Origin of the sequence: Acidiferrobacter sp. SPIII_3 (assembly GCF_003184265.1) — a bacterium.
Lineage (GTDB): Bacteria > Pseudomonadota > Gammaproteobacteria > Acidiferrobacterales > Acidiferrobacteraceae > Acidiferrobacter.
This window is the reverse complement of sequence record NZ_CP027663.1, coordinates 2,798,046-2,817,500: the sequence shown is the minus strand read 5'-3', so window position 1 is coordinate 2,817,500 and position 19,455 is coordinate 2,798,046. Positions and strand designations below refer to the sequence as shown.

The window sequence follows — 19,455 nt, the reverse complement described above, 5'->3', positions numbered from 1 at the left end:
GACCGCCAGCTAAGGTCCCCAAATTACAGCTTAGTGGGAAACGATGTGGGAAGGCTTAGACAGCCAGGATGTTGGCTTAGAAGCAGCCATCATTTAAAGAAAGCGTAATAGCTCACTGGTCGAGTCAGCCCGCGCGGAAGATTTAACGGGGCTCAAGCTGTATACCGAAGCTGCGGATGTGCCTGTCCTCGGACAGGCACGTGGTAGGGGAGCGTTCTGTAAGCCTGCGAAGGTGACTCGGAAGGGTTGCTGGAGGTATCAGAAGTGCGAATGCTGACATGAGTAGCGATAATGCGGGTGAAAAACCCGCACGCCGAAAGCCCAAGGTTTCCTGCGCAACGTTAATCGGCGCAGGGTGAGTCGGCCCCTAAGGCGAGGTCGAAAGACGTAGTCGATGGGAAACAGGTTAATATTCCTGTACCGGACGTTACTGCTATGGGGGGACGGAGAAGGCTAGGCCGGCCGGGTGTTGGATGTCCCGGTTTAAGCGTGTAGGTAGATCCACTAGGCAAATCCGGTGGGTTATTACTGAGGCGTTATGACGAGGTCCTTAAGTGGACCGAAGTGGTTGATGCCATGCTTCCAGGAAAATCCTCTATGCTTCAGGTAACGAACGACCGTACCCCAAACCGACACAGGTGGGCAGGGTGAGAATCCCAAGGCGCTTGAGAGAACTCGGGTTAAGGAACTCGGCAAATTGACACCGTAACTTCGGAAGAAGGTGTGCCTCCGGTAGGTGAAGGGCTTGCGCCCGGAGCCGATGGAGGTCGCAGAGAAACGGTAGCTGCAACTGTTTAATAAAAACACAGCACTCTGCAAACGCGTAAGCGGACGTATAGGGTGTGACGCCTGCCCGGTGCTGGAAGGTTAAGTGATGGGGTCAGCCGCAAGGCGAAGCTCTTGATCGAAGCCCCAGTAAACGGCGGCCGTAACTATAACGGTCCTAAGGTTAACTATTCGCTAGCCTTAGTAAAACTGAACTATATGCGGGAAACTCCTCAAAAATCGTCTGGTACCAGTCGCGGGATGCGGCGGTAAAAATCCAGCGGACACGGGGACAATCCGCAGGGAAGACTTGGTATGCCCCAAGAACCCTCAGAGACTTTACGTTCAGGAGCATTTTGTGAAGCTGGACGCGCAATGGATCACAGGCTTTGTGGATGGTGAAGGCTGTTTCCATGTGGGGATCAACGCCCGCAGGGAAGCAACACCGGGTTACCAGGTGTTGCCGGAATTCACCGTAGTGCAACACAAGCGCGATGTGCAAGTCCTGCATGCTTTGAAGGAGTATTTCGGATGCGGCGTGGTGCGTATCAGCCACGGCGACGAGATGGCCTTTAGGGTGCGCGGGCACAAGGATCTTCAAGAGCATATCGTTCCATTTTTCGTCAAGCACTCGCTGAAAACCCGGAAGAACGTGGACTTCATAAGATTTCGTCGCGTTGTTTCGAAAATGGCAGCGGGGGAGCATCTCACTCCCGAAGGCCTCGAAGAGATTCGGGGAATCGTGGAGCAGATGAACCGCAAAGGCTCAAGATAAAGTCCGACTTATTCGGAAACGGATAGGAGAAGATCGAGCGAAATTCCTTGTCGGGTAAGTTCCGACCTGCACGAATGGCGTAATGATGGCTACACTGTCTCGACCCGAGACTCAGCGAAGTTGAATTTGCTGTGAAGATGCAGCATACCCGCCGCAAGACGGAAAGACCCCGTGCACCTTTACTATAGCTTCACACTGGACTTTGAACATGTCTGTGTAGGATAGGTGGGAGGCAATGAAGTGGGGACGCTAGTCCTCATGGAGCCAACCGTGAAATACCACCCTGACCTGTTTGAGGTTCTAACCGTGGTCCGTCATCCGGATCCGGGACCGTGTGTGGTGGGTAGTTTGACTGGGGCGGTCTCCTCCCAAAGAGTAACGGAGGAGCGCGAAGGTACCCTCAGCGCGGTCGGAAATCGCGCTTCGAGTGCAATGGCATAAGGGTGCTTAACTGCGAGACAGACACGTCGAGCAGGTGCGAAAGCAGGTCATAGTGATCCGGTGGTTCTGTATGGAAGGGCCATCGCTCAACGGATAAAAGGTACGCCGGGGATAACAGGCTTATACCGCCCAAGAGTTCATATCGACGGCGGTGTTTGGCACCTCGATGTCGGCTCATCACATCCTGGGGCTGTAGCCGGTCCCAAGGGTATGGCTGTTCGCCATTTAAAGTGGTACGCGAGCTGGGTTTAGAACGTCGTGAGACAGTTTGGTCCCTATCTGCGGTGGGCGTTGGAGATTTGAGAGGATCTGTCCTTAGTACGAGAGGACCGGGATGGACGTACCTCTGGTGTGCCGGTTGTCATGCCAATGGCATTGCCGGGTAGCTATGTACGGATGGGATAACCGCTGAAAGCATCTAAGCGGGAAACCCACCTCAAGATGAGATCTCCCTGAGAGTGTAACTCTCCTAAAGGTTCGTCGAAGACTACGACGTTGATAGGCGGGGTGTGTAAGTCCAGTAATGGATTGAGCTAACCCGTACTAATTGACCGTGCGACTTGATCATATAACACCCAAGGTGTTTTTCAGGGTGATTTGAGATCGACAACCCCCTTGTTGCGTCACTATCTGATTGAGGTTGCGTCCGTAAGGATGTAACCGAAGGTTTGCCTGGTGGCCATAGCGAGCGGGAACCACCCGATCCCATTCCGAACTCGGAAGTGAAAACGCTTAGCGCCGATGATAGTATGGGGTCTCCCTATGCGAAAGTAGGACACTGCCAGGCTTTTAATGCAAAACCCCCGACACGATTCGTGATCGGGGGTTTTTTTCGTCTCCGGTCACTCTTTGCTAGACTTCCGAAATGAGCCTGCTTCATAAGGTCCTGGAGATCCTCGCGGATGGCGAGCCGCACTCGGGCGTCGCGCTGGCCCGGCGGCTTTCGGTGAGCCGTGCGGCGATATCGAAGGCCGTGGGTCTTGCCGCGGATATCCCCATCGTCGTGGATCGCCACGGCTATCGCCTCCCCGGCGCCTTCCGGCCCCTGGACGCGGCGCGTATCGAAGGGCTTGTCGCGGCCGCCGGCCGCCCGCTCAACGGTCTTGTCATCCATGAGGAGATCGCCTCGACCAACCAGGCCTTGCTTGCCACCCCGGGGGAGGGGGTGTATGCGTGCCTTGCCGAACGCCAGACGGCAGGGCGCGGCCGCCGGGGCCGGACGTGGCAGGCGACACCTTACGGGAGCGTGCTGGTGTCGGTGGCCTGGACGATTACCGAGACCGCAGGTCCGTTCGGGGTCGTGAGCCTGGCCGCGGGCGTGGCGGTGGCGCGGGCGCTGGAGTCCGTGGGTGTCCGGGGGGCGGTGTTGAAGTGGCCCAATGACGTGCTCTGGCAGGCGCGCAAGCTCGCCGGGATATTGATCGAAATGCGCGGCGAGGCCGGGGCGATGCGGGTGGTCGCGGGGGTGGGGATCAATGTGGCGCTCGGCCCGGCCGCCGCCGCGGCCATCGATCAGGAGTGGGCCGAACTTTGCGCCATCATCCCGGGGGTCGATCGTAGTCGCGTGGCGGCGCAGGTGATCGGCGAACTCTTGGCGGTCATGGACGACTATCGGCAGGGGCGTGTCGCGACCTTGCTCGCCGAGTGGCGGCACCGGCATGCCTTTGCGGGCATGACGGTGCGGATCCACGAGGGGCGGGAGCCCTTCGGGGCGCTCGTGGTGGACGTCGATGAGGAGGGGGCCTTGGTGGTGGAGGTCAAGGGGAAGCGGCGACGGGTACAGGCCGGGGACGTGAGTGTGCGCCCGCTATGAGACTTCTTTGTGATCTTGGCAACACGCGCATCAAGTGGGCCTGGGCCGAAGGCGCCGCGCTTTCGGGTTTCGGGTCCGGGGGCTATGGCGGCGGGGAGGCCTATACCACGCGGCTTACGGGCCCTGCGAGGCCGACCATGATCGCTGCGATCTCCGTGGCGCGGCATCGCAACGAGGCGTTCGCGCGGTTTTGCGAAGAGCAGTGGGCGATGGCTCCGCAATGGCACCAGTCGTTGCGCGAGGGTTTTGGTATCACGAGTCTGTATGAGCCGCCCGAGAGCCTGGGCGTGGATCGCTTCGCGGTGCTGGTGGGCGCGCGCGCGCGCTTTCCGGGGCAGGCGGTGTGCGTGGCCGATTGTGGCACGGCGATCACGGTCGATGCATTGGACGGCGACGGGGTCTTCCAGGGGGGCGTCATTCTGCCCGGTCTTTCGGCCGCCGCCGATGTCTTGCGCGCCACCGCCCCGAAGCTCACGGGCTCACCCGGAGACAGGTTTTACGCGGCCTACGGGCGTACTACCCAGGACGCCGTGGGTGGCGGCCTTATCCTCGGCGCGGCCGGCGCCATAGAACGCATCTTTCGGGACCAGGCCGCGGTGCTCGGTCATGACGCGCGGCTCCTATTGACCGGTGGTGATGCCGCGCGCTTGGCCCCCTACCTGAGTGGCCCCTTCGAGCATGTCGCGCACCTGACCCTCGAGGGTCTGGCGGTGATGGTGTCATGAAGATCGTGGTCGGGCTGCTGCTGTTTGCCAATCTGGCGCTCGGGCTCTGGAATTATACCCATGGGGCCGTGCCCCACCCCCTGCCGCGTCCGATCCACCCGGCGCGATTACGGCTCGTGCCCGCCCCGGCGATCTCGGCCGCGCCGGTCCGGCCGCCGGGCGCGCCTCTCGGGGCCATGCCCGCTCCCTCCAAGGCCGGTCCGCCGGGCGTCGCCTCGGCTCTCAAGAAGACTGCGTTCACGACCCCGAGGCATAATACCGCCCCTACGACCCATGCGCGTCCGTGCTGGGACCTGGGACCGGTGAGGCGGCGGGCGTCGGCCGTGGCCTTGCTGCGCCGCAGCGGCGTGCGCGGCCGCGTGGTGAGCCATCCCGGACCGCCGGCCTATCGGGTCTACCTGCCGGCCGGGCCCTCGTGGCCGTCCGCCGATGCGTTGCGCCGCCTCGGCGTGGCCGGCGCGTACGTCACGCACGGGCCGGCCGGTGGCGAGGTCTTGTCGCTCGGCGTCTTCCTGCAAAAAAAGGCCGCCATGCGGGAATTGCGGATCCTTCATGCCCACCGCATCGCGGCGCGCATGGGGCCTTTCGGGGCGCCGCCCCGCTACTATGTCGAGATCCACCTACCGATTGCCTCTCGCGGGCTCTTGAAAAAACTCACCGGCGTCGGGCATAGGCGCTGCGCGGGCGGCCCGTAGTTCTTCTGCGCTCGTCAGGCGCTTACGGGTGCCGCAGTCCCGCTTTCGCCGCCTGCGTTTGCGATCACCGCCGCGTCGTGCGATCGATGGGGCGGCCCGTCTTGCGATGTCTCGCCGCGGACCGGCGTTGCACCAGCCGATCGATCATTTTGGCAGTCGACATCGGGCCTAGATGTAAGATCCTTTCGCGTGGTGGGGCCGCCGCCGAATGGCGTCGTCGCACGCGGCTCATCCCGTTATGTCAACGGACCCAAGCGTTTGAGAAAACCGTCGAAGAGGGGTACCGTAAAGGCTGTGTCACCGTGCGCGGGGCTGTAGATCATGCCCTTGGCAATCAAGGAGCTGCGCGTCGGGGCAACGGTGGTGACCCGGCGGTCAAGGATCTCGGCGATGTCTCCGGATCGGTGTGGCCCCGGCCCCAGTTCAGCCATGGCGCGCAGGTAGCGTTTTTCGGCTGGCGTGAGCCGATCAAGGCGGACGCGAAAGAAGCTTGCGTCGAGTTCAGCGAGTGCCTGATTTGTGGCGCGCCGCGCGTCGGCGAGCGTGATCGGCGAGGTTCGGGCGACGTCCCAGCTATGTTTCCCCCATTCCTGCAGGAAATAGGGATAACCCCCGGTCTGCGTGAGAATCTCCTCGATGGCGTCACCCGCGAAGGCCACACCCTCTTTGGATGCCGGCACGACCAGTGCGGCACGGGCCGCGTCCTCGCCCAGGCGGTCGATCGGCGCGAATTCCAACAGGCGCTCGGCGTAGGATTTGGCGCGCCCGCTCCATTCGAGTAGCTGCGGTAACCCGGCCGCCACCAAGGTGATCGGCAGCTGCTCTTGACTTGCGGCGTGGAGCGCCGCCATCAACGAACCGAGCGGCGCTTGTTCCACGTATTGCAATTCATCGATGACGAGTACGAGCGCGGTGGCGCGTTCGGCCGCCGCTTGGCCGGCCGTCAAAAGAAGGTCAGTGAGGTCGTTATCGAGATCCCCGCTGTCGGCAAGACCGATCTCGGGATCGGCGTCGATACCAAGCTCGAGGTCCTGGTATTTCACCTTAAGCAAGAGGGCAAAGCTTGCTAGAGCGCGCATGCCCTTCAGCAGATTGTCCTTCAACGCCTCGCCGCGGCTCAATCGTAAAAGGGCGCTGCGCAGCGCCGGAACAAGTAAGGCCCCAAAGGGCCGCGCCTCCGGGATTTCCAGCTTAATGCTGAGGATGCCGCGGACCTCGGCGTCGTGTCGAATACGGTTCAGTAACACAGTCTTACCGACCCCCCGCAAACCGTACAGGATAAGGCCGCGGGCCGATTTCCGGGCGCGAATCCGGTCGAGCGCCACGGCGGCCCGCTCCATGATCTCGTCGCGCCCCGCGAGCTCGGGCGGGGGTGTACCTGCCCCTGGGGCGTAGGGGTTTTGGCGCGGATCCATTCCATCGTCCAGTGCCATGCACGGCTGTTCAATAAAGAGCATAAGATATCATAAGATGGGATAAGGTGCCTAATATCCCTAAAACTAGGGTGATTGTGCCCGCTGCCGGACTCTTGCCCGGGATGCGATACGAGAGGGGCGCCTTCTGCCGTATCGCCCGCCGCCGACGCGTTTTTTGTTCAGGGGCGGTGCACTCAAGGGTCGCGGGAGCAGATTCTGCGGTATGGGCCCGGCGGCCCCGCCCCGGCCCTAAGCAGGACCCTGTCGTTCACCTCCCCAAGTCCTTGATGAGGCGGGGGACATCCGATCCGCTGGCTCTCGGGTTTGCGCTCGGCAATAGCCGGCATGAACGGATCCGGGCCAGGATGATGCGGTGGCGGTGTCCTGGGTGCGAGCGTGGCTGACCGATGCGTCGGAGCGCTCCACCTGGGGCGCCCTGATGCGCACCCACCACTGGGACTCACCGCGCACTCGGGGGCGCAGCCTGCGCTATGTGGTGGACAACCCCCTCCGTGTGGGGGTGGACAACCCCCTCCGTGTGGGGGTGGACAACCCCCTCCGTGTGGGGGTGGACAACCCCCTCCGTGTGGGGGTGGACAACCTGGGGGTGGACAACCCCCTCCGTGTGGGGGTGGACAACCCCCTCCGTGTGGGGGTGGACAACCCCCTCCGTGTGGGGGTGGACAACCCCCTCCGTGTGGGGGCGGAGGCGGATGGCCACCGTGGCTGGCCCCTCCTTGGCTGGGCGTCGGCGGCCTCCAGGTTGCGGCAAGCCGCGCTTTTCCTTAGAATAACACCCCGCTTCCAGTGCCCGCATAGCTCAGCTGGTAGAGCATCTGATTTGTAAAATTGCACCTGCATCCGGAAACGGACGCAGTGGAGATGGCTAAAACGGGGAAACCTTGGGGCACCACCCTGTGGCAATCCCGTGCTAGCCGCGATGAGCGGCGAGTGTAGAGACTTTACACCATCCACCTAAATCGCGCCGGCGTGCCCGACAAGGTGAAGAGAAAGTCCAGACCCCAAACCATTGGCGTGGGCTGCGAAAGCAGTAGCGGGTATGAATCAGAGGGTCGGGGGTTCAAATCCCTCTGCGGGCTTACACCTTTATCGGGTCTTTTGAGAGTAGGGCGGCCGCCCCGAGAACACATCCATGGAAAAATTTCCCGCCGATGCCGAAGACGGCGCGCTCGCCTACTATGCCCATCTCGAGGCCCGTCTCGCGGGGATAAGGGAGCGGTTGCGTCGCCCGCTCAGTCTTGCCGAAAAGATCCTGTTCGCGCACTGGGTGGATCGCGGCGGCCTGCCGGTGCCAGGCGTTAGCACCGAGGCCTTCCATCCCGATCGCGTGGCCATGCAGGATGCCACGGCGCAGATGGCCTTGTTGCAGTTCATGAGCGCGGGGCGCGCCGAGGTCGCGGTCCCGACCACGGTCCATTGCGATCATTTGATCCGGGCCCGGGTCGGGGCACGCGAGGACCTCGTGATCGCCGAGAGCACCAACGAGGAGGTCTACGCCTTCCTGGCATCGGTGTCCGCCAAATATGGCATCGGCTTCTGGCAGCCGGGTTCGGGGATCATCCATCAGGTCGTGCTCGAGCACTACGCCTTCCCGGGTGGGCTCATGATCGGAACGGATTCGCATACCCCCAACGCCGGCGGTCTGGGCATGTTGGCCATCGGCGTGGGCGGCGCCGATGCCGTGGATGTGCTCGTGGGCATGCCCTGGGAGCTGCAGTGGCCGAAGCGTATTGGGGTGCGGTTGGTCGGCAGTCCCTCCGGCTGGACGAGCGGCAAGGACGTCATCCTGAGGCTCGCCGGGCTCCTGACCACGAGCGGCGGGACGGGGCACATCATCGAATATTTCGGGCCGGGCACCGCGTCCTTGAGCGCCACGGCCAAGGCCACGATCACGAACATGGGCGCGGAGCTCGGGGCGACCACTTCGGTGTTCCCGTTCGACGAGCGCATGGCCGCTTATCTGGAAAAGACCGGCCGGGGGCGGCTCGCGACCAAGGCCCGGGCCCTGGCGCCCCATCTCATGGCCGACCCCGAGGTGACCGCCCACCCCGAGGACTATTTCGACCGGGTCGTGACCATCGACCTCGCCACCCTCGAGCCCCATGTGGTGGGTCCGCACACGCCGGACCTCGCGCGGCCGGTGTCGGCCTTGGCGGGCGACGTCCGCGCCCATGGCTATCCCGAGGCCCTGCAGGGGGCCTTGATCGGGAGCTGCACGAACTCGTCTTATGAGGATATCGGGCGCGCCGCGCATGTGGCGCGCCAGGCGCGCGCCCTGGGACTGAAGGCCAAGGTGCCATTTCTGGTGACGCCCGGTTCGGAGCAGGTGCGCGCCACCATAGAGCGCGACGGGCTGCTGGCGGATCTCGAGGCCGTAGGGGCCACGGTGCTGGCGAATGCCTGCGGCCCGTGCATAGGCCAATGGCAGCGCGAGGATGTGGCGGCGGGCACGCCGAACAGTATCCTGACCTCGTACAACCGCAACTTCCCACGGCGCAACGACGGCAATCCCGGTACGCACGCGTTTATCGCAAGCCCCGAGGTCGTGACCGCCTATGCCCTCACCGGGAGTCTGGGCGAGAACCCGCTGGCCGGGATCACGGTGGATGGTAAGACGGTATCTTTGGTCCCGCCGGTCGCAGACGAGCTTCCCGGTGCCGGATTTGTGGCCGAGACCGGCGGTTATACGCCGCCCACGGAGGATGGATCCGCGGTGACGGTGCGCATCCGCCCCGATAGCGAACGCCTGAGCCTGCTGGCACCGTTTCCGGCGCCCAGCCCGGAGGACTTCCAGGGCCTGCCGATCCTCCTGAAGGCCGTCGGCAAGTGCACCACCGACCACATATCGGCGGCCGGCCCGTGGCTCAAGTATCGCGGTCACCTGGATCGGATCAGCGATAACCTGTTCATGGGGGCCACCAATGCCTTCGCCGATGCCCCGGGCACCGGATTCGATGTCCTGACGCATGAGGTCGGCGTGGGGCTTGCGCGGCTTGCGCGTTCCTATAAGGCGCAGGGTCTCGGGTGGGTCGCGGTGGGTGACGCCAACTACGGGGAAGGCAGCTCCCGCGAGCATGCGGCGATGTCGCCGCGCTATCTTGGCGGCCGCGTGATCCTGGTGCGCAGCTTTGCGCGCATCCACGAGACCAACCTGAAAAAACAGGGGGTCTTGCCACTCACGTTCGCCGATCCCGGCGACTATGACCGACTAAAGCGCGATGATCGCATGAGCCTGCCCGACATCCGTGCGCTCGCGCCGGGGATGCCCGTGAATATCGTGATCACGGGTGCGGACGGTCGGACCTGGGAGATGAGGGCGCACCATACCCTCACGGCCGAGCAGATCAACTGGTTCTGGGCGGGTTCGGCCCTGAACCTCATGGGTACCCCGGGCCCGCCCATGAATGACGCGGGGTGTTGACAAGGGCTCATCCCTTAATCACAATTCGCGGCTTACTGTTTGGAGGGGTACCCAAGCGGCCAAAGGGATCAGACTGTAAATCTGACGGCTCTGCCTTCGGAGGTTCGAATCCTCCCCCCTCCACCATCGTTACGGTGGACAAGGCCCATCAAGCGGGCGCGTTAGGCGGGTGTAGTTCAATGGTAGAACTTCAGCCTTCCAAGCTGATAGCGTGGGTTCGATTCCCATCACCCGCTCCAGTTTGAGGCATGTGTGAGGACGATCGGCCCATATAGCTCAGTCGGTAGAGCACTTCCTTGGTAAGGAAGAGGTCATCGGTTCGATTCCGATTATGGGCTCCAGATGCAAGACCGGGCGGCGAACGGCGGCCTGGGAAGAACGGTTCATAAACTGAGGTACCCACGGTGTCCAAGGGAAAATTTGAACGCACGAAGCCCCATCTGAATGTGGGCACGATAGGCCACGTCGATCATGGCAAGACCACGCTCACGGCGGCCCTGACCAAGGTCCGAGGTACCCACGGTGTCCAAGGGAAAATTTGAACGCACGAAGCCCCATCTGAATGTGGGCACGATAGGCCACGTCGATCATGGCAAGACCACGCTCACGGCGGCCCTGACCAAGGTCCTGTCGACGAAGTTCGGGGGCGAGTTCAAGGCCTACGACCAGATCGACAACGCCCCCGAGGAGCGCGCCCGCGGCATCACCATCGCCACCGCGCACGTGGAGTATCAGACGCCCCAGCGCCACTACGCGCACGTCGACTGCCCGGGGCATGCCGACTACATCAAGAACATGATCACCGGCGCCGCGCAGATGGACGGCGCGATCCTGGTGGTATCGGCGGCCGACGGCCCCATGCCCCAGACCCGCGAGCACATCCTGCTCGCCCGCCAGGTGGGCGTGCCCTATATCGTGGTGTTCCTGAACAAGGCCGACATGGTCGACGACAAGGAGCTCCTGGAACTCGTGGAGATGGAGGTGCGCGAGCTCCTCGACCGTTACGAGTTCCCGGGGGACAAGACCCCGATCGTGGTGGGCTCGGCCCTGAAGGCCCTCGAGGGGGACACCTCCGAGATCGGCGAGGCCGCGATCATAAAGCTCGCCGAGGCCCTGGACAGCTACATTCCGCAGCCCGAGCGCGCCATCGACGGCGCCTTCCTCATGCCCGTCGAGGACGTGTTCTCGATCTCCGGACGTGGCACGGTCGTGACCGGACGGGTCGAGCGTGGCATCGTGAAGGTCGGCGATGAGGTCGAGATCGTGGGCCTGCGGGATACCGTGAAGACCACCGTCACCGGCGTCGAGATGTTCCGCAAGCTGCTCGATCAGGGTCAGGCCGGCGACAACATCGGCGTGCTGTTGCGCGGCACCAAGCGCGAAGAGGTCGAGCGCGGCCAGGTGCTGTGCAAGCCCGGCAGCATCAAGCCCCATACCCGCTTCGAGGCCGAGGTCTATGTCCTGAGCAAGGAGGAAGGCGGGCGCCATACGGCGTTCTTCCAGGGTTACCGCCCGCAGTTCTATTTCCGGACCACCGACGTCACCGGGTCCTGCGATCTGCCCGCCGGGACCGAAATGGTGATGCCCGGCGACAACGTCCGGCTCACGATCAGCCTCATCAGTCCGATCGCCATGGAGGAAGGCCTGCGGTTTGCCATCCGCGAGGGCGGTCGTACGGTGGGCGCGGGCGTGGTGTCGAAGATACTTGAGTAGGGTCCGGCTCACGATCAGCCTCATCAGTCCGATCGCCATGGAGGAAGGCCTGCGGTTTGCCATCCGCGAGGGCGGTCGTACGGTGGGCGCGGGCGTGGTGTCGAAGATACTTGAGTAGGGTTTCAAGGTCTTCGGCGGTTCGAGTTTAGGCCAGTAGCTCAATTGGCAGAGCGTCGGTCTCCAAAACCGAAGGTTGGGGGTTCGATTCCCTCCTGGCCTGCCATCCGTTCTTTAAGGTGTGTGGGCAGTAATGGTGGATAAGTTAAAGCTGACCGCGGCCATGATGTTGCTGGCGGCCGGCGTCGTCGGTTACTACATGCTTGCAAACGAGCCCGAGTTGTGGCGTGTCGTGGCGTTGTTGGCGGGCTTGGCACTGGCGACGGCAGCGGTCATGCAAACGCCCACGGGACGTTCGGCGTGGACGTTTGTCAAAGAGGCGCGGGTCGAGCTGAGCAAGGTGGTCTGGCCCACGCGCAAGGAAACGGTGCAAACGACGCTGGTGGTTATCGTGCTCGTGCTCCTGATCGCGCTGTTCTTGTGGGTCGTGGACCTCGGCTTGATCAAGAGTGTCAGTATGTTAACCGGGAGGTCGTGATCCGATGGCGATGCGGTGGTATGTCGTGCACGCGTTCTCGGGATTCGAGAAGAGCGTCGAAAAGACCTTGAAGGAGCACATTGCGCGCGCCGGCATGCAGGATCTGTTCGGAGAGATCCTGGTACCGACCGAAGAGGTCGTCGAGATGAAGAGCGGTCAGCGCCGCACCAGCGAGCGGAAATTTTTCCCCGGCTATGTGCTCGTGCGCATGGAGATGACCGATGAATCGTGGCATCTCGTCAAGGCGGTCCCCAAGGTCAGCGGGTTCATCGGCGGCTCGGGCACCAAGCCCACCCCCATCAGCGACAAGGAGGCCGAGGTGATCCTGCGCCAGGTGCAAGATGGCGTGGAGAAGCCAAGGCCGAAGTTCTCGTTCACCAGCGGAGAACAGGTGCGTGTCATCGACGGCCCGTTCCTGGATTTCAACGGCACCGTCGAAGACGTCAATTACGAAAAGAGCAAGCTCAAGGTCTCGGTATCGATCTTCGGTCGCCAGACGCCGGTCGAGCTGGATTTCAGTCAAGTCGAGAAGGCGTAGCCGCGCCGGATCGCGCACATGAACGGGGGAGCCGAAAGGCGCTTGCACCCCACGAGGAGCCCATATGGCAAAGAAGATCGACGCCTACATCAAACTGCAGGTGCCGGCGACGAAGGCGACCCCAGGGCCGCCGATCGGACCCGCACTCGGTCAGCGCGGACTGAACATCATGGAGTTTTGCAAGGCCTTCAATGCCCGCACGCAGGGCATGGAGGAGGGGTTGCCGATCCCGGTGGTCATAACCGCGTATAGCGACAAGAGCTTTACATTCGTCACCAAGACGCCGCCGGCGAGCACTCTGCTGAAAAAGGCCGCCGGTATCACGAGCGGCAGCAAGACCCCGCATACCGACAAGGTAGGCCGGGTGAGCCGCGCGCAGCTCGAGGAGATTGCGCGCCTCAAGATGCCCGACCTCAATACCACCGACCTTGAGGCCGCCGTGCGCCTGATCGCGGGCAGCGCGCGCAGCATGGGCCTGGAAACGGAGGGCGTCTGATGGCCGAGATCGTGAAAGGCGGCAAGCGCCTGCGGGCCCTGCGCCCGCTCGTCGACCGGACCCGGCTGTATGGTCTCGACGAGGCCCTGGCGGTCGTGAAGAAGACCGCGAGCGCCAAATTCGATGAGGCGGTCGAGGTGGCGGTGAACCTCGGCATCGATCCGCGCAAGTCGGATCAGAACGTGCGTGGGTCGGCGGTCATGCCGCGCGGTACGGGCAAGAGCGTGCGCGTGGCGGTGTTTGCGGAAGGCGAGGCGGCCGCCGCGGCGCGCAAGGCCGGGGCCGATGTGGTCGGCTTCCAGGACCTGGCCGATCAGATCAAGGCGGGCAATCTGGATTTCGATGTGGTGATAGCAACCCCCGAGGCCATGCGCGTCGTGGGTCAGCTGGGCCAGATCCTGGGCCCGCGCGGCCTCATGCCCAACCCCAAGGTCGGCACCGTGACGCCCAACGCCGCCAAGGCCGTGGAGAATGCCAAGGCCGGTCAGGTGCAGTATCGCGCCGACAAGGCGGGTATCGTGCACTGCGCGATCGGCAAGGTGTCGTTCACGGAGGAGGCCCTGAAGGAGAACTTTCTGGCGTTGATCGCCGCCTTGCAGAAGGCCAAGCCCACGGCCTCCAAGGGGATTTATGTCAAGCGCGTCACCCTGTCTGCGACCATGGGTCCCGGGGTACGCGTCGACCAGGGATCCCTGCCCCAGTAAGGCAGGGCTGGGCTGTCCCGAATACGGACAGATATCGAAGACCGCCGGTGCGGAAACGCTTAATGTGGCCGGCGCAGATGGTGTCCGAGGCCTTTAAAGCCGCGGGTCACCGGTCCCTCATGCCGAGGGAGCGAAGGAGGTGATTCGTTGAGTCTCAATCTTGAGCAAAAGAAGGCGGTCGTAGCCGAGGTCTCCGCCGCCATCGCGGGCGCGGAAGCGGCCGTGGTGGCCGAGTACCGGGGATTGACCGTGGCGCAGATGACGAGCTTGCGCGCCGAGGCGCGCAAGGCCGGCGTCTACGTGAAGGTGGTCAAGAATACCTTGGTGCGGCGGGTGGTGGCCAACACGTCGTTTGCGTGTCTCGATGGCCATTTGAAGGGGCCATTGGCATTCGCGGCGTCCTCCGATCCGGTGGCGGTCGCCAAGGTCTTGAGCGAGTTCGCGCGCGCAAATGACAAGCTCGTGATCAAGGTCGGGGCCATGGATGGTGCGCTCATGACCGGCGAGCAGTTGCAGGCATTGGCGCTGCTGCCAAGCCGCGAGGTGCTGCTGGCGATGTTGATGCGCACCATGCAGGCGCCGGTCGCGCAGTTCGTGCGCACCTTGAACGAGGTGCCGGCGCGGTTTGTCCGGACGCTGGCGGCGATCCGCGATAAGGCGCAGTAACGTCGCGCTTTCAAGGTTTTAAAGGTCAAGTCAATTTTCGAGGAGATAGCATCATGGCGGTATCGAAGGAAGAAATCCTGGACACGATCGCGAACATGTCGGTGCTCGACCTGTCGGCGTTGATCAAGGAAATGGAAGAGAAGTTCGGCGTGTCGGCCGCGGCCGCCGCGGTTGCGGTCGCAGCCCCGGGCGGTGCCGCTCCGGGCGCCGCCGCGGCTGCCGAGAAGGACAGCTTCGACGTGGTGTTGGCGGCGATCGGGGACAACAAGGTCGGTGTCATCAAGGCGGTGCGCGCGATCACCAACCTGGGCCTGAAAGAGGCGAAGGATCTGGTCGAGTCGGCGCCTGCGACGGTGAAGGAGGCGGTGGCCAAGGCGGATGCGGAGACCATGAAGAAGCAGCTGGAAGAGGCTGGCGCCAAGGTCGACCTGAAGTAAGGGTGGCTGATTGCCCCAGAAAATAGCGGTGACGAGAGGGTGATCGTCGGGACAGGCTGGTGAGAACCGGCCTGTCCGTCTTTGTTTATCGTTCGGAATCATCCGGATATCCAGAGCTGAGGAACCTATGAGCTATTCATTCACCGAGAGAAAGCGCATCCGTAAGAGTTTCGGCAAGCGCCCGAGCCTCTTGCAAGTTCCGTATCTGCTCGCGACCCAGAAAGAGTCGTATCAGGGGTTTTTGCAGGCCGAGGTCGAACGCACCCAGCGCATCGATCAGGGGCTGCAGGCGGCGTTCAAGTCCGTGTTTCCGATCGAATCCTACAACGGGACGGCGGCCCTCGAGTTTGTGAGCTATCGGCTCGGAACGCCCCTGTTCGATGTCAAGGAGTGCCAGCAGCGCGGGCTCATCTACGCCGCCCCGCTGCGCGTGCTTTTGCGTCTCGTGGTGTTTTCGAAGGATGAGACGACCGGCGCCAAGTCGGTGCGCGACATCAAGGAGCAGGAGGTCTATCTGGGCGAGATCCCGCTCATGACCGAAAACGGCACCTTCATCATCAACGGCACCGAGCGCGTCATTGTCTTCCAGCTGCACAGGTCGCCCGGGGTGTTCTTCGATCACGATTACGGCAAGACCCATTCATCCGGGAAGCTGTTGTTCTCCGCGCGCATCATTCCTTATCGCGGTTCGTGGCTCGATTTCGAGTTCGACCCGAAGGATTTCCTGTATGTGCGCATCGACCGGCGCCGCAAGCTGCCGGCCACGACCCTTCTGCGCGCGCTCGGCATGAGCGGTCAGGACATCCTGCAGACGTTTTTCGAGATGGACACCTTCCTGCTGTCCGACGGCAATGTGCGCCTCAAGCTGATCGCGCAGAGGCTGCGCGGCGATCAGGCCGATTTCGACATCACATCGCCCACCGGCGAGGTGATCGTGAAGAAAGACCAGCGCATCACCGCGCGCCACGTGCGTGAGCTCGACAAGGCCAAGATGACGGAGCTTGCCATTCCGCCGGAACATGTCGTGGCGTTTCTGGCGGGCCGCCCGCTCGGCGAGGACGTCATCGATGCCGGCACCGGGGAGTTGATCGCCCAGGCCAACGAGGTGGTGACGGCGGATCTGATCCAGAAGTTCATGAAGGCCGGCATCGCCGAGATCCGCACGCTCTACACAAACGAGCTCGACCGCGGCTCGTATATATCCGACACGTTGCGGATCGATTCGACGCGCGATGCCATGGAGGCGCAGATCGAGATTTATCGCATGATGCGTCCCGGTGAGCCGCCCACGAAAGAGGCCGCGCAGAACCTCTTTTCGAGCCTGTTTTTCAGTCTCGACCGCTACGATCTGTCGGCCGTCGGGCGCATGAAGTTCAACCGCCGCCTCGGGCGCGCAAGCGACGAGGGCCCCGGCATCCTGAGCCGCGACGACATCATCGATGTCATGAAGGTGCTGATCGGCCTGAAAAACGGCCAGGGCGAGATCGACGATATCGACCATCTCGGAAACCGCCGCGTGCGCTCCGTGGGCGAGCTCGCCGAGAACCAGTTCCGGATCGGGCTCGTGCGTGTCGAGCGCGCGGTCAAGGAGCGCCTGAGCCTGGCCGAGTCCGAGAACCTGATGCCGCAGGAACTCATCAACGCCAAGCCGGTGTCGGCGGTCATCAAGGAGTTCTTCGGGTCGAGCCAGCTCTCGCAGTTCATGGATCAGACCAATCCGTTGTCCGAGGTTACACACAAGCGCCGCGTGTCGGCGCTCGGACCCGGCGGGCTTACGCGCGAACGCGCGGGCTTCGAGGTACGGGACGTGCATCCGACGCATTACGGCCGGGTGTGCCCGATCGAGACCCCGGAAGGGCCGAACATCGGGCTTATCAATTCGCTCGCGGTCTATGCGCGCACCAACGAGTACGGTTTTCTTGAGACACCCTACCGCAAGGTGGTCGATGGCCGCGTGACCGACAAGATCGAGTATCTGTCGGCGATCGAGGAAGGCAAATTCATCATCGCCCAGGCCAATGCCGCGGTCGATGCCGACGGAAACCTGACCGACGAGATGGTGTCGTGTCGCCATCGCAACGAGTTCACGCTGTCGGCGGTATCGAAGGTCGATTACATCGACGTGGCGCCGGCGCAGATCGTGTCGGTGGCCGCCTCGCTCATCCCGTTTCTTGAGCATGACGACGCGAACCGCGCGCTCATGGGGTCGAACATGCAGCGCCAGGCGGTGCCCACGCTGCGGTCCGAGAAGCCGCTCGTCGGGACCGGCATGGAGCGGACCGTGGCGGTGGACTCGGGGGTCGCGGTCACGGCGCGGCGCGGCGGGCGCGTGGACTCGGTGGATGCAAGCCGTATCGTGGTGCGTGTCAATGACGAGGAGACCGAGACCGACAAGGCGGGTGTCGACATCTATAACCTCATCAAGTACACGCGCTCGAATCAGAACACGAACATCAACCAGAAGCCGCTGGTGCGCGTAGGCGACATGATCGCCAGGGGGGATGTGCTGGCCGATGGACCCTCGACCGACATGGGGGAGCTCGCGCTCGGGCGCAACGTCCTGATCGCGTTCATGCCGTGGAACGGATACAACTTCGAGGATTCGATCCTGATATCCGAGCGCGTGGTCGAGGACGATACGTTCACGACCATTCACATCGAGGAGCTCTCGACCGTATCACGCGACACCAAGCTCGGGCCCGAGGAGATCACGCGTGACATCCCGAACGTGGGCGAGGGCGCGCTGTCCAAGCTCGATGAGTCGGGGATCATCTATATCGGCGCCGAGGTGAATCCGGGTGACATCCTCGTGGGCAAGGTCACGCCCAAGGGCGAGACGCAGCTCACGCCCGAAGAGAAGTTGCTGCGCGCGATCTTCGGGGAAAAGGCCTCCGATGTGAAGGATAGCTCCTTGCGGCTGCCTTCGGGCATGTCGGGGACGGTCATCGATGTGCAGGTATTCACGCGCGACGGCGTCGAGAAGGATGCGCGTGCGCGCCAGAACGAGGAGCAGGCCCTGGTCGGTATCCGCAAGGACTTGAACGACCAGTATCGGATCGTCGAGAACGATGCCTTCGGCCGCATCGAGAACCTGCTTTTGGGCAAGGTCGCGGAAGGCGGTCCCAAGGGCCTGAAGGCCGGCGACAAGGTCACCAAGGGCTATCTCGAGGGGCTGAACCATGCGCAATGGTTCGAGGTCCGGATGCGTGACGAGGAGGTGAGCGAGGCGGTCGAGGCCATTCGCGACCACTTGGCGCAGCAGAAGATCGAGTTTGACGCGAGGCTCGAGGAGAAGCGTCAGAAGCTCATCGCCGGCGACGATCTGCCGCCCGGCGTGCTGAAGATGGTCAAGGTCTATGTGGCCGTGAAGCGCAGGCTTCAGCCTGGCGACAAGATGGCCGGACGGCACGGCAACAAGGGTGTCATATCGCGCATCGTGCCCGTGGAGGACATGCCCTACATGGCCAACGGCGACACCGTTGACATCGTTCTGAACCCGCTTGGCGTGCCATCGCGCATGAACGTGGGCCAGGTCCTGGAGACCCATCTCGGGTGGGCGGCGCGCGGGCTCGGCAACAAGATCAATGAAATGCTAAAGCAGCATGTGGCGGCCGCCAAGCTGCGCGAGTTCCTGGAGAAGGTCTATAACGGCGGGGGCCAGAGGGAGGATCTCGCGTCGCTTGACGATGGCGATGTCGTGGCCCTTGCCGGCAATCTGGTGAAGGGTGTGCCGATAGCGACGCCGGTGTTCGATGGGGCCACCGAGGAGGAGATCATGGACCTCCTGGAGCTCGCCGATTTGCCGCGTACCGGCCAGACGACGCTGTATGACGGCCGCACTGGAGAGGCGTTCGACCGGCCCATCACCGTCGGTTACATGTACATGCTGAAACTGAACCATCTCGTCGATGACAAGATGCATGCCCGCTCGACCGGTCCGTACAGCCTCGTGACGCAGCAGCCGCTTGGCGGCAAGGCGCAGTCCGGAGGCCAGCGGTTCGGGGAAATGGAGGTGTGGGCGCTGGAGGCCTACGGGGCCGCCTATACCTTGCAGGAGATGCTGACCGTGAAGTCGGATGATGTGACGGGCCGGACCAAGATGTTCGAGAACATCGTGAAGGGCGACCATAAGATGGAGGCTGGCATGCCCGAGTCGTTCAATGTGCTCATCAAGGAGATCCGTTCGCTCGGTATCGATATCGAGCTCGATCAAGGATAACCCGCTCTGCGATATT

Annotated in this window: 15 protein-coding genes, 4 tRNA genes and 2 rRNA genes (1 of these 21 cut by a window edge); 20 read left to right on the top strand and 1 reads right to left on the bottom strand. The window is 62.9% G+C overall.

All coding sequences use genetic code 11. The annotated features are described in order from the left end of the window. The 5 genes from C4901_RS14325 to C4901_RS14305 form a co-directional block, all read left to right on the top strand. Positions 1-2,549, top strand: a 23S ribosomal RNA gene (locus C4901_RS14325) (it extends 1,014 nt beyond the left edge of the window). 103 nt (positions 2,550-2,652) lie between these two features. Next, positions 2,653-2,768, top strand: a 5S ribosomal RNA gene (rrf, locus tag C4901_RS14320). A gap of 78 nt (positions 2,769-2,846) precedes the next feature. Further along, positions 2,847-3,794 carry a biotin--[acetyl-CoA-carboxylase] ligase gene (locus C4901_RS14315; RefSeq protein WP_110137902.1) on the top strand — a complete coding sequence of 316 codons (948 nt, stop codon included), beginning with the start codon at positions 2,847-2,849 and terminating at the stop codon, positions 3,792-3,794. After that, on the top strand, positions 3,791-4,519 hold the full coding sequence (locus C4901_RS14310; protein WP_110137901.1) for a type III pantothenate kinase: 729 nt from the start codon (positions 3,791-3,793) through the stop codon (positions 4,517-4,519). The genes C4901_RS14315 and C4901_RS14310 overlap by 4 nt, the downstream gene beginning before the upstream one ends. After that, complete coding sequence (locus C4901_RS14305) at positions 4,516-5,214, top strand: hypothetical protein (protein ID WP_110137900.1); 699 nt, start codon at positions 4,516-4,518, stop codon at positions 5,212-5,214. The genes C4901_RS14310 and C4901_RS14305 overlap by 4 nt, the downstream gene beginning before the upstream one ends. A 236-nt stretch (positions 5,215-5,450) precedes the next feature. Here C4901_RS14305 and C4901_RS14300 read toward each other — a convergent pair whose 3' ends face one another. Beyond that, positions 5,451-6,629 (bottom strand): ATP-binding protein, encoded by a 1,179-nt coding sequence (locus tag C4901_RS14300; RefSeq protein WP_110138667.1) that lies wholly within the window; start codon positions 6,627-6,629, stop codon positions 5,451-5,453. A gap of 1,153 nt (positions 6,630-7,782) precedes the next feature. On the opposite strand from C4901_RS14300, the gene C4901_RS14290 reads away from it, so the two are divergent. The 15 genes from C4901_RS14290 (at position 7,783) to rpoB (ending at position 19,439) form a co-directional block, all read left to right on the top strand. After that, positions 7,783-10,071, top strand: coding sequence for an aconitate hydratase (locus tag C4901_RS14290; RefSeq protein WP_110137899.1), 2,289 nt, complete (start codon positions 7,783-7,785; stop codon positions 10,069-10,071). Positions 10,072-10,112: 41 nt separating this feature from the next. Next, positions 10,113-10,197, top strand: a tRNA-Tyr gene (locus tag C4901_RS14285). 39 nt (positions 10,198-10,236) lie between these two features. After that, positions 10,237-10,310 (top strand) — tRNA-Gly (locus C4901_RS14280). A 26-nt stretch (positions 10,311-10,336) separates the two neighbouring features. Further along, positions 10,337-10,412 (top strand) — tRNA-Thr (locus tag C4901_RS14275). A gap of 63 nt (positions 10,413-10,475) precedes the next feature. Further along, positions 10,476-10,613, top strand: a complete 138-nt coding sequence (locus tag C4901_RS19575; RefSeq protein WP_110137898.1) for a GTP-binding protein — start codon at positions 10,476-10,478, stop codon at positions 10,611-10,613. Next, on the top strand, positions 10,594-11,784 hold the full coding sequence (gene tuf / locus C4901_RS14265) for an elongation factor Tu (protein ID WP_110137891.1): 1,191 nt from the start codon (positions 10,594-10,596) through the stop codon (positions 11,782-11,784). Before C4901_RS19575 ends, tuf begins: the two co-directional genes overlap by 20 nt. Further along, positions 11,777-11,902 carry a hypothetical protein gene (locus tag C4901_RS14260; RefSeq protein WP_205736035.1) on the top strand — a complete coding sequence of 42 codons (126 nt, stop codon included), beginning with the start codon at positions 11,777-11,779 and terminating at the stop codon, positions 11,900-11,902. Before tuf ends, C4901_RS14260 begins: the two co-directional genes overlap by 8 nt. Positions 11,903-11,931: 29 nt before the next feature. Continuing rightward, positions 11,932-12,007, top strand: a tRNA-Trp gene (locus C4901_RS14255). Positions 12,008-12,034: 27 nt separating this feature from the next. Continuing rightward, a complete protein-coding gene (gene secE / locus C4901_RS14250; protein ID WP_065970344.1) occupies positions 12,035-12,379 on the top strand; it encodes a preprotein translocase subunit SecE in 345 nt (114 codons plus the stop codon). 4 nt (positions 12,380-12,383) lie between these two features. Continuing rightward, entirely contained in the window at positions 12,384-12,917 is a 534-nt protein-coding gene (gene nusG / locus C4901_RS14245; protein ID WP_110137897.1) for a transcription termination/antitermination protein NusG, read from the top strand. 64 nt (positions 12,918-12,981) lie between these two features. Further along, positions 12,982-13,413, top strand: coding sequence for a 50S ribosomal protein L11 (gene rplK / locus C4901_RS14240; protein WP_110137896.1), 432 nt, complete (start codon positions 12,982-12,984; stop codon positions 13,411-13,413). Positions 13,414-13,421: 8 nt separating this feature from the next. Next, positions 13,422-14,117 carry a 50S ribosomal protein L1 gene (rplA, locus tag C4901_RS14235; RefSeq protein ID WP_065970345.1) on the top strand — a complete coding sequence of 232 codons (696 nt, stop codon included), beginning with the start codon at positions 13,422-13,424 and terminating at the stop codon, positions 14,115-14,117. Between the two features lie 147 nt (positions 14,118-14,264). Then, the gene (gene rplJ / locus C4901_RS14230; RefSeq protein ID WP_110137895.1) at positions 14,265-14,783 is read left to right on the top strand and encodes a 50S ribosomal protein L10; all 519 of its coding nucleotides are present in this window, start codon (positions 14,265-14,267) and stop codon (positions 14,781-14,783) included. A gap of 53 nt (positions 14,784-14,836) precedes the next feature. Beyond that, positions 14,837-15,220 carry a 50S ribosomal protein L7/L12 gene (gene rplL, locus C4901_RS14225; protein WP_065970336.1) on the top strand — a complete coding sequence of 128 codons (384 nt, stop codon included), beginning with the start codon at positions 14,837-14,839 and terminating at the stop codon, positions 15,218-15,220. 127 nt (positions 15,221-15,347) lie between these two features. Then, entirely contained in the window at positions 15,348-19,439 is a 4,092-nt protein-coding gene (gene rpoB, locus C4901_RS14220) for a DNA-directed RNA polymerase subunit beta (protein ID WP_110137894.1), read from the top strand. Positions 19,440-19,455: the final 16 nt, after the last annotated feature.

Excerpts from the sequence above, each read along its gene's own strand:
- rplL (WP_065970336.1), top strand. The coding sequence starts at position 14,837 with ATGGCGGTATCGAAGGAAGAAATCCTGGACACGATCGCGAACATGTCG.
- C4901_RS14315 (WP_110137902.1), top strand. The coding sequence starts at position 2,847 with ATGAGCCTGCTTCATAAGGTCCTGGAGATCCTCGCGGATGGCGAGCCG.
- rplK (WP_110137896.1), top strand. The coding sequence starts at position 12,982 with ATGGCAAAGAAGATCGACGCCTACATCAAACTGCAGGTGCCGGCGACG.
- C4901_RS14300 (WP_110138667.1), bottom strand. The coding sequence starts at position 6,629 with ATGGATCCGCGCCAAAACCCCTACGCCCCAGGGGCAGGTACACCCCCG.
- nusG (WP_110137897.1), top strand. The coding sequence starts at position 12,384 with ATGGCGATGCGGTGGTATGTCGTGCACGCGTTCTCGGGATTCGAGAAG.
- rpoB (WP_110137894.1), top strand. The coding sequence starts at position 15,348 with ATGAGCTATTCATTCACCGAGAGAAAGCGCATCCGTAAGAGTTTCGGC.
- C4901_RS14290 (WP_110137899.1), top strand. The coding sequence starts at position 7,783 with ATGGAAAAATTTCCCGCCGATGCCGAAGACGGCGCGCTCGCCTACTAT.
- C4901_RS14305 (WP_110137900.1), top strand. The coding sequence starts at position 4,516 with ATGAAGATCGTGGTCGGGCTGCTGCTGTTTGCCAATCTGGCGCTCGGG.
- C4901_RS14310 (WP_110137901.1), top strand. The coding sequence starts at position 3,791 with ATGAGACTTCTTTGTGATCTTGGCAACACGCGCATCAAGTGGGCCTGG.
- secE (WP_065970344.1), top strand. The coding sequence starts at position 12,035 with ATGGTGGATAAGTTAAAGCTGACCGCGGCCATGATGTTGCTGGCGGCC.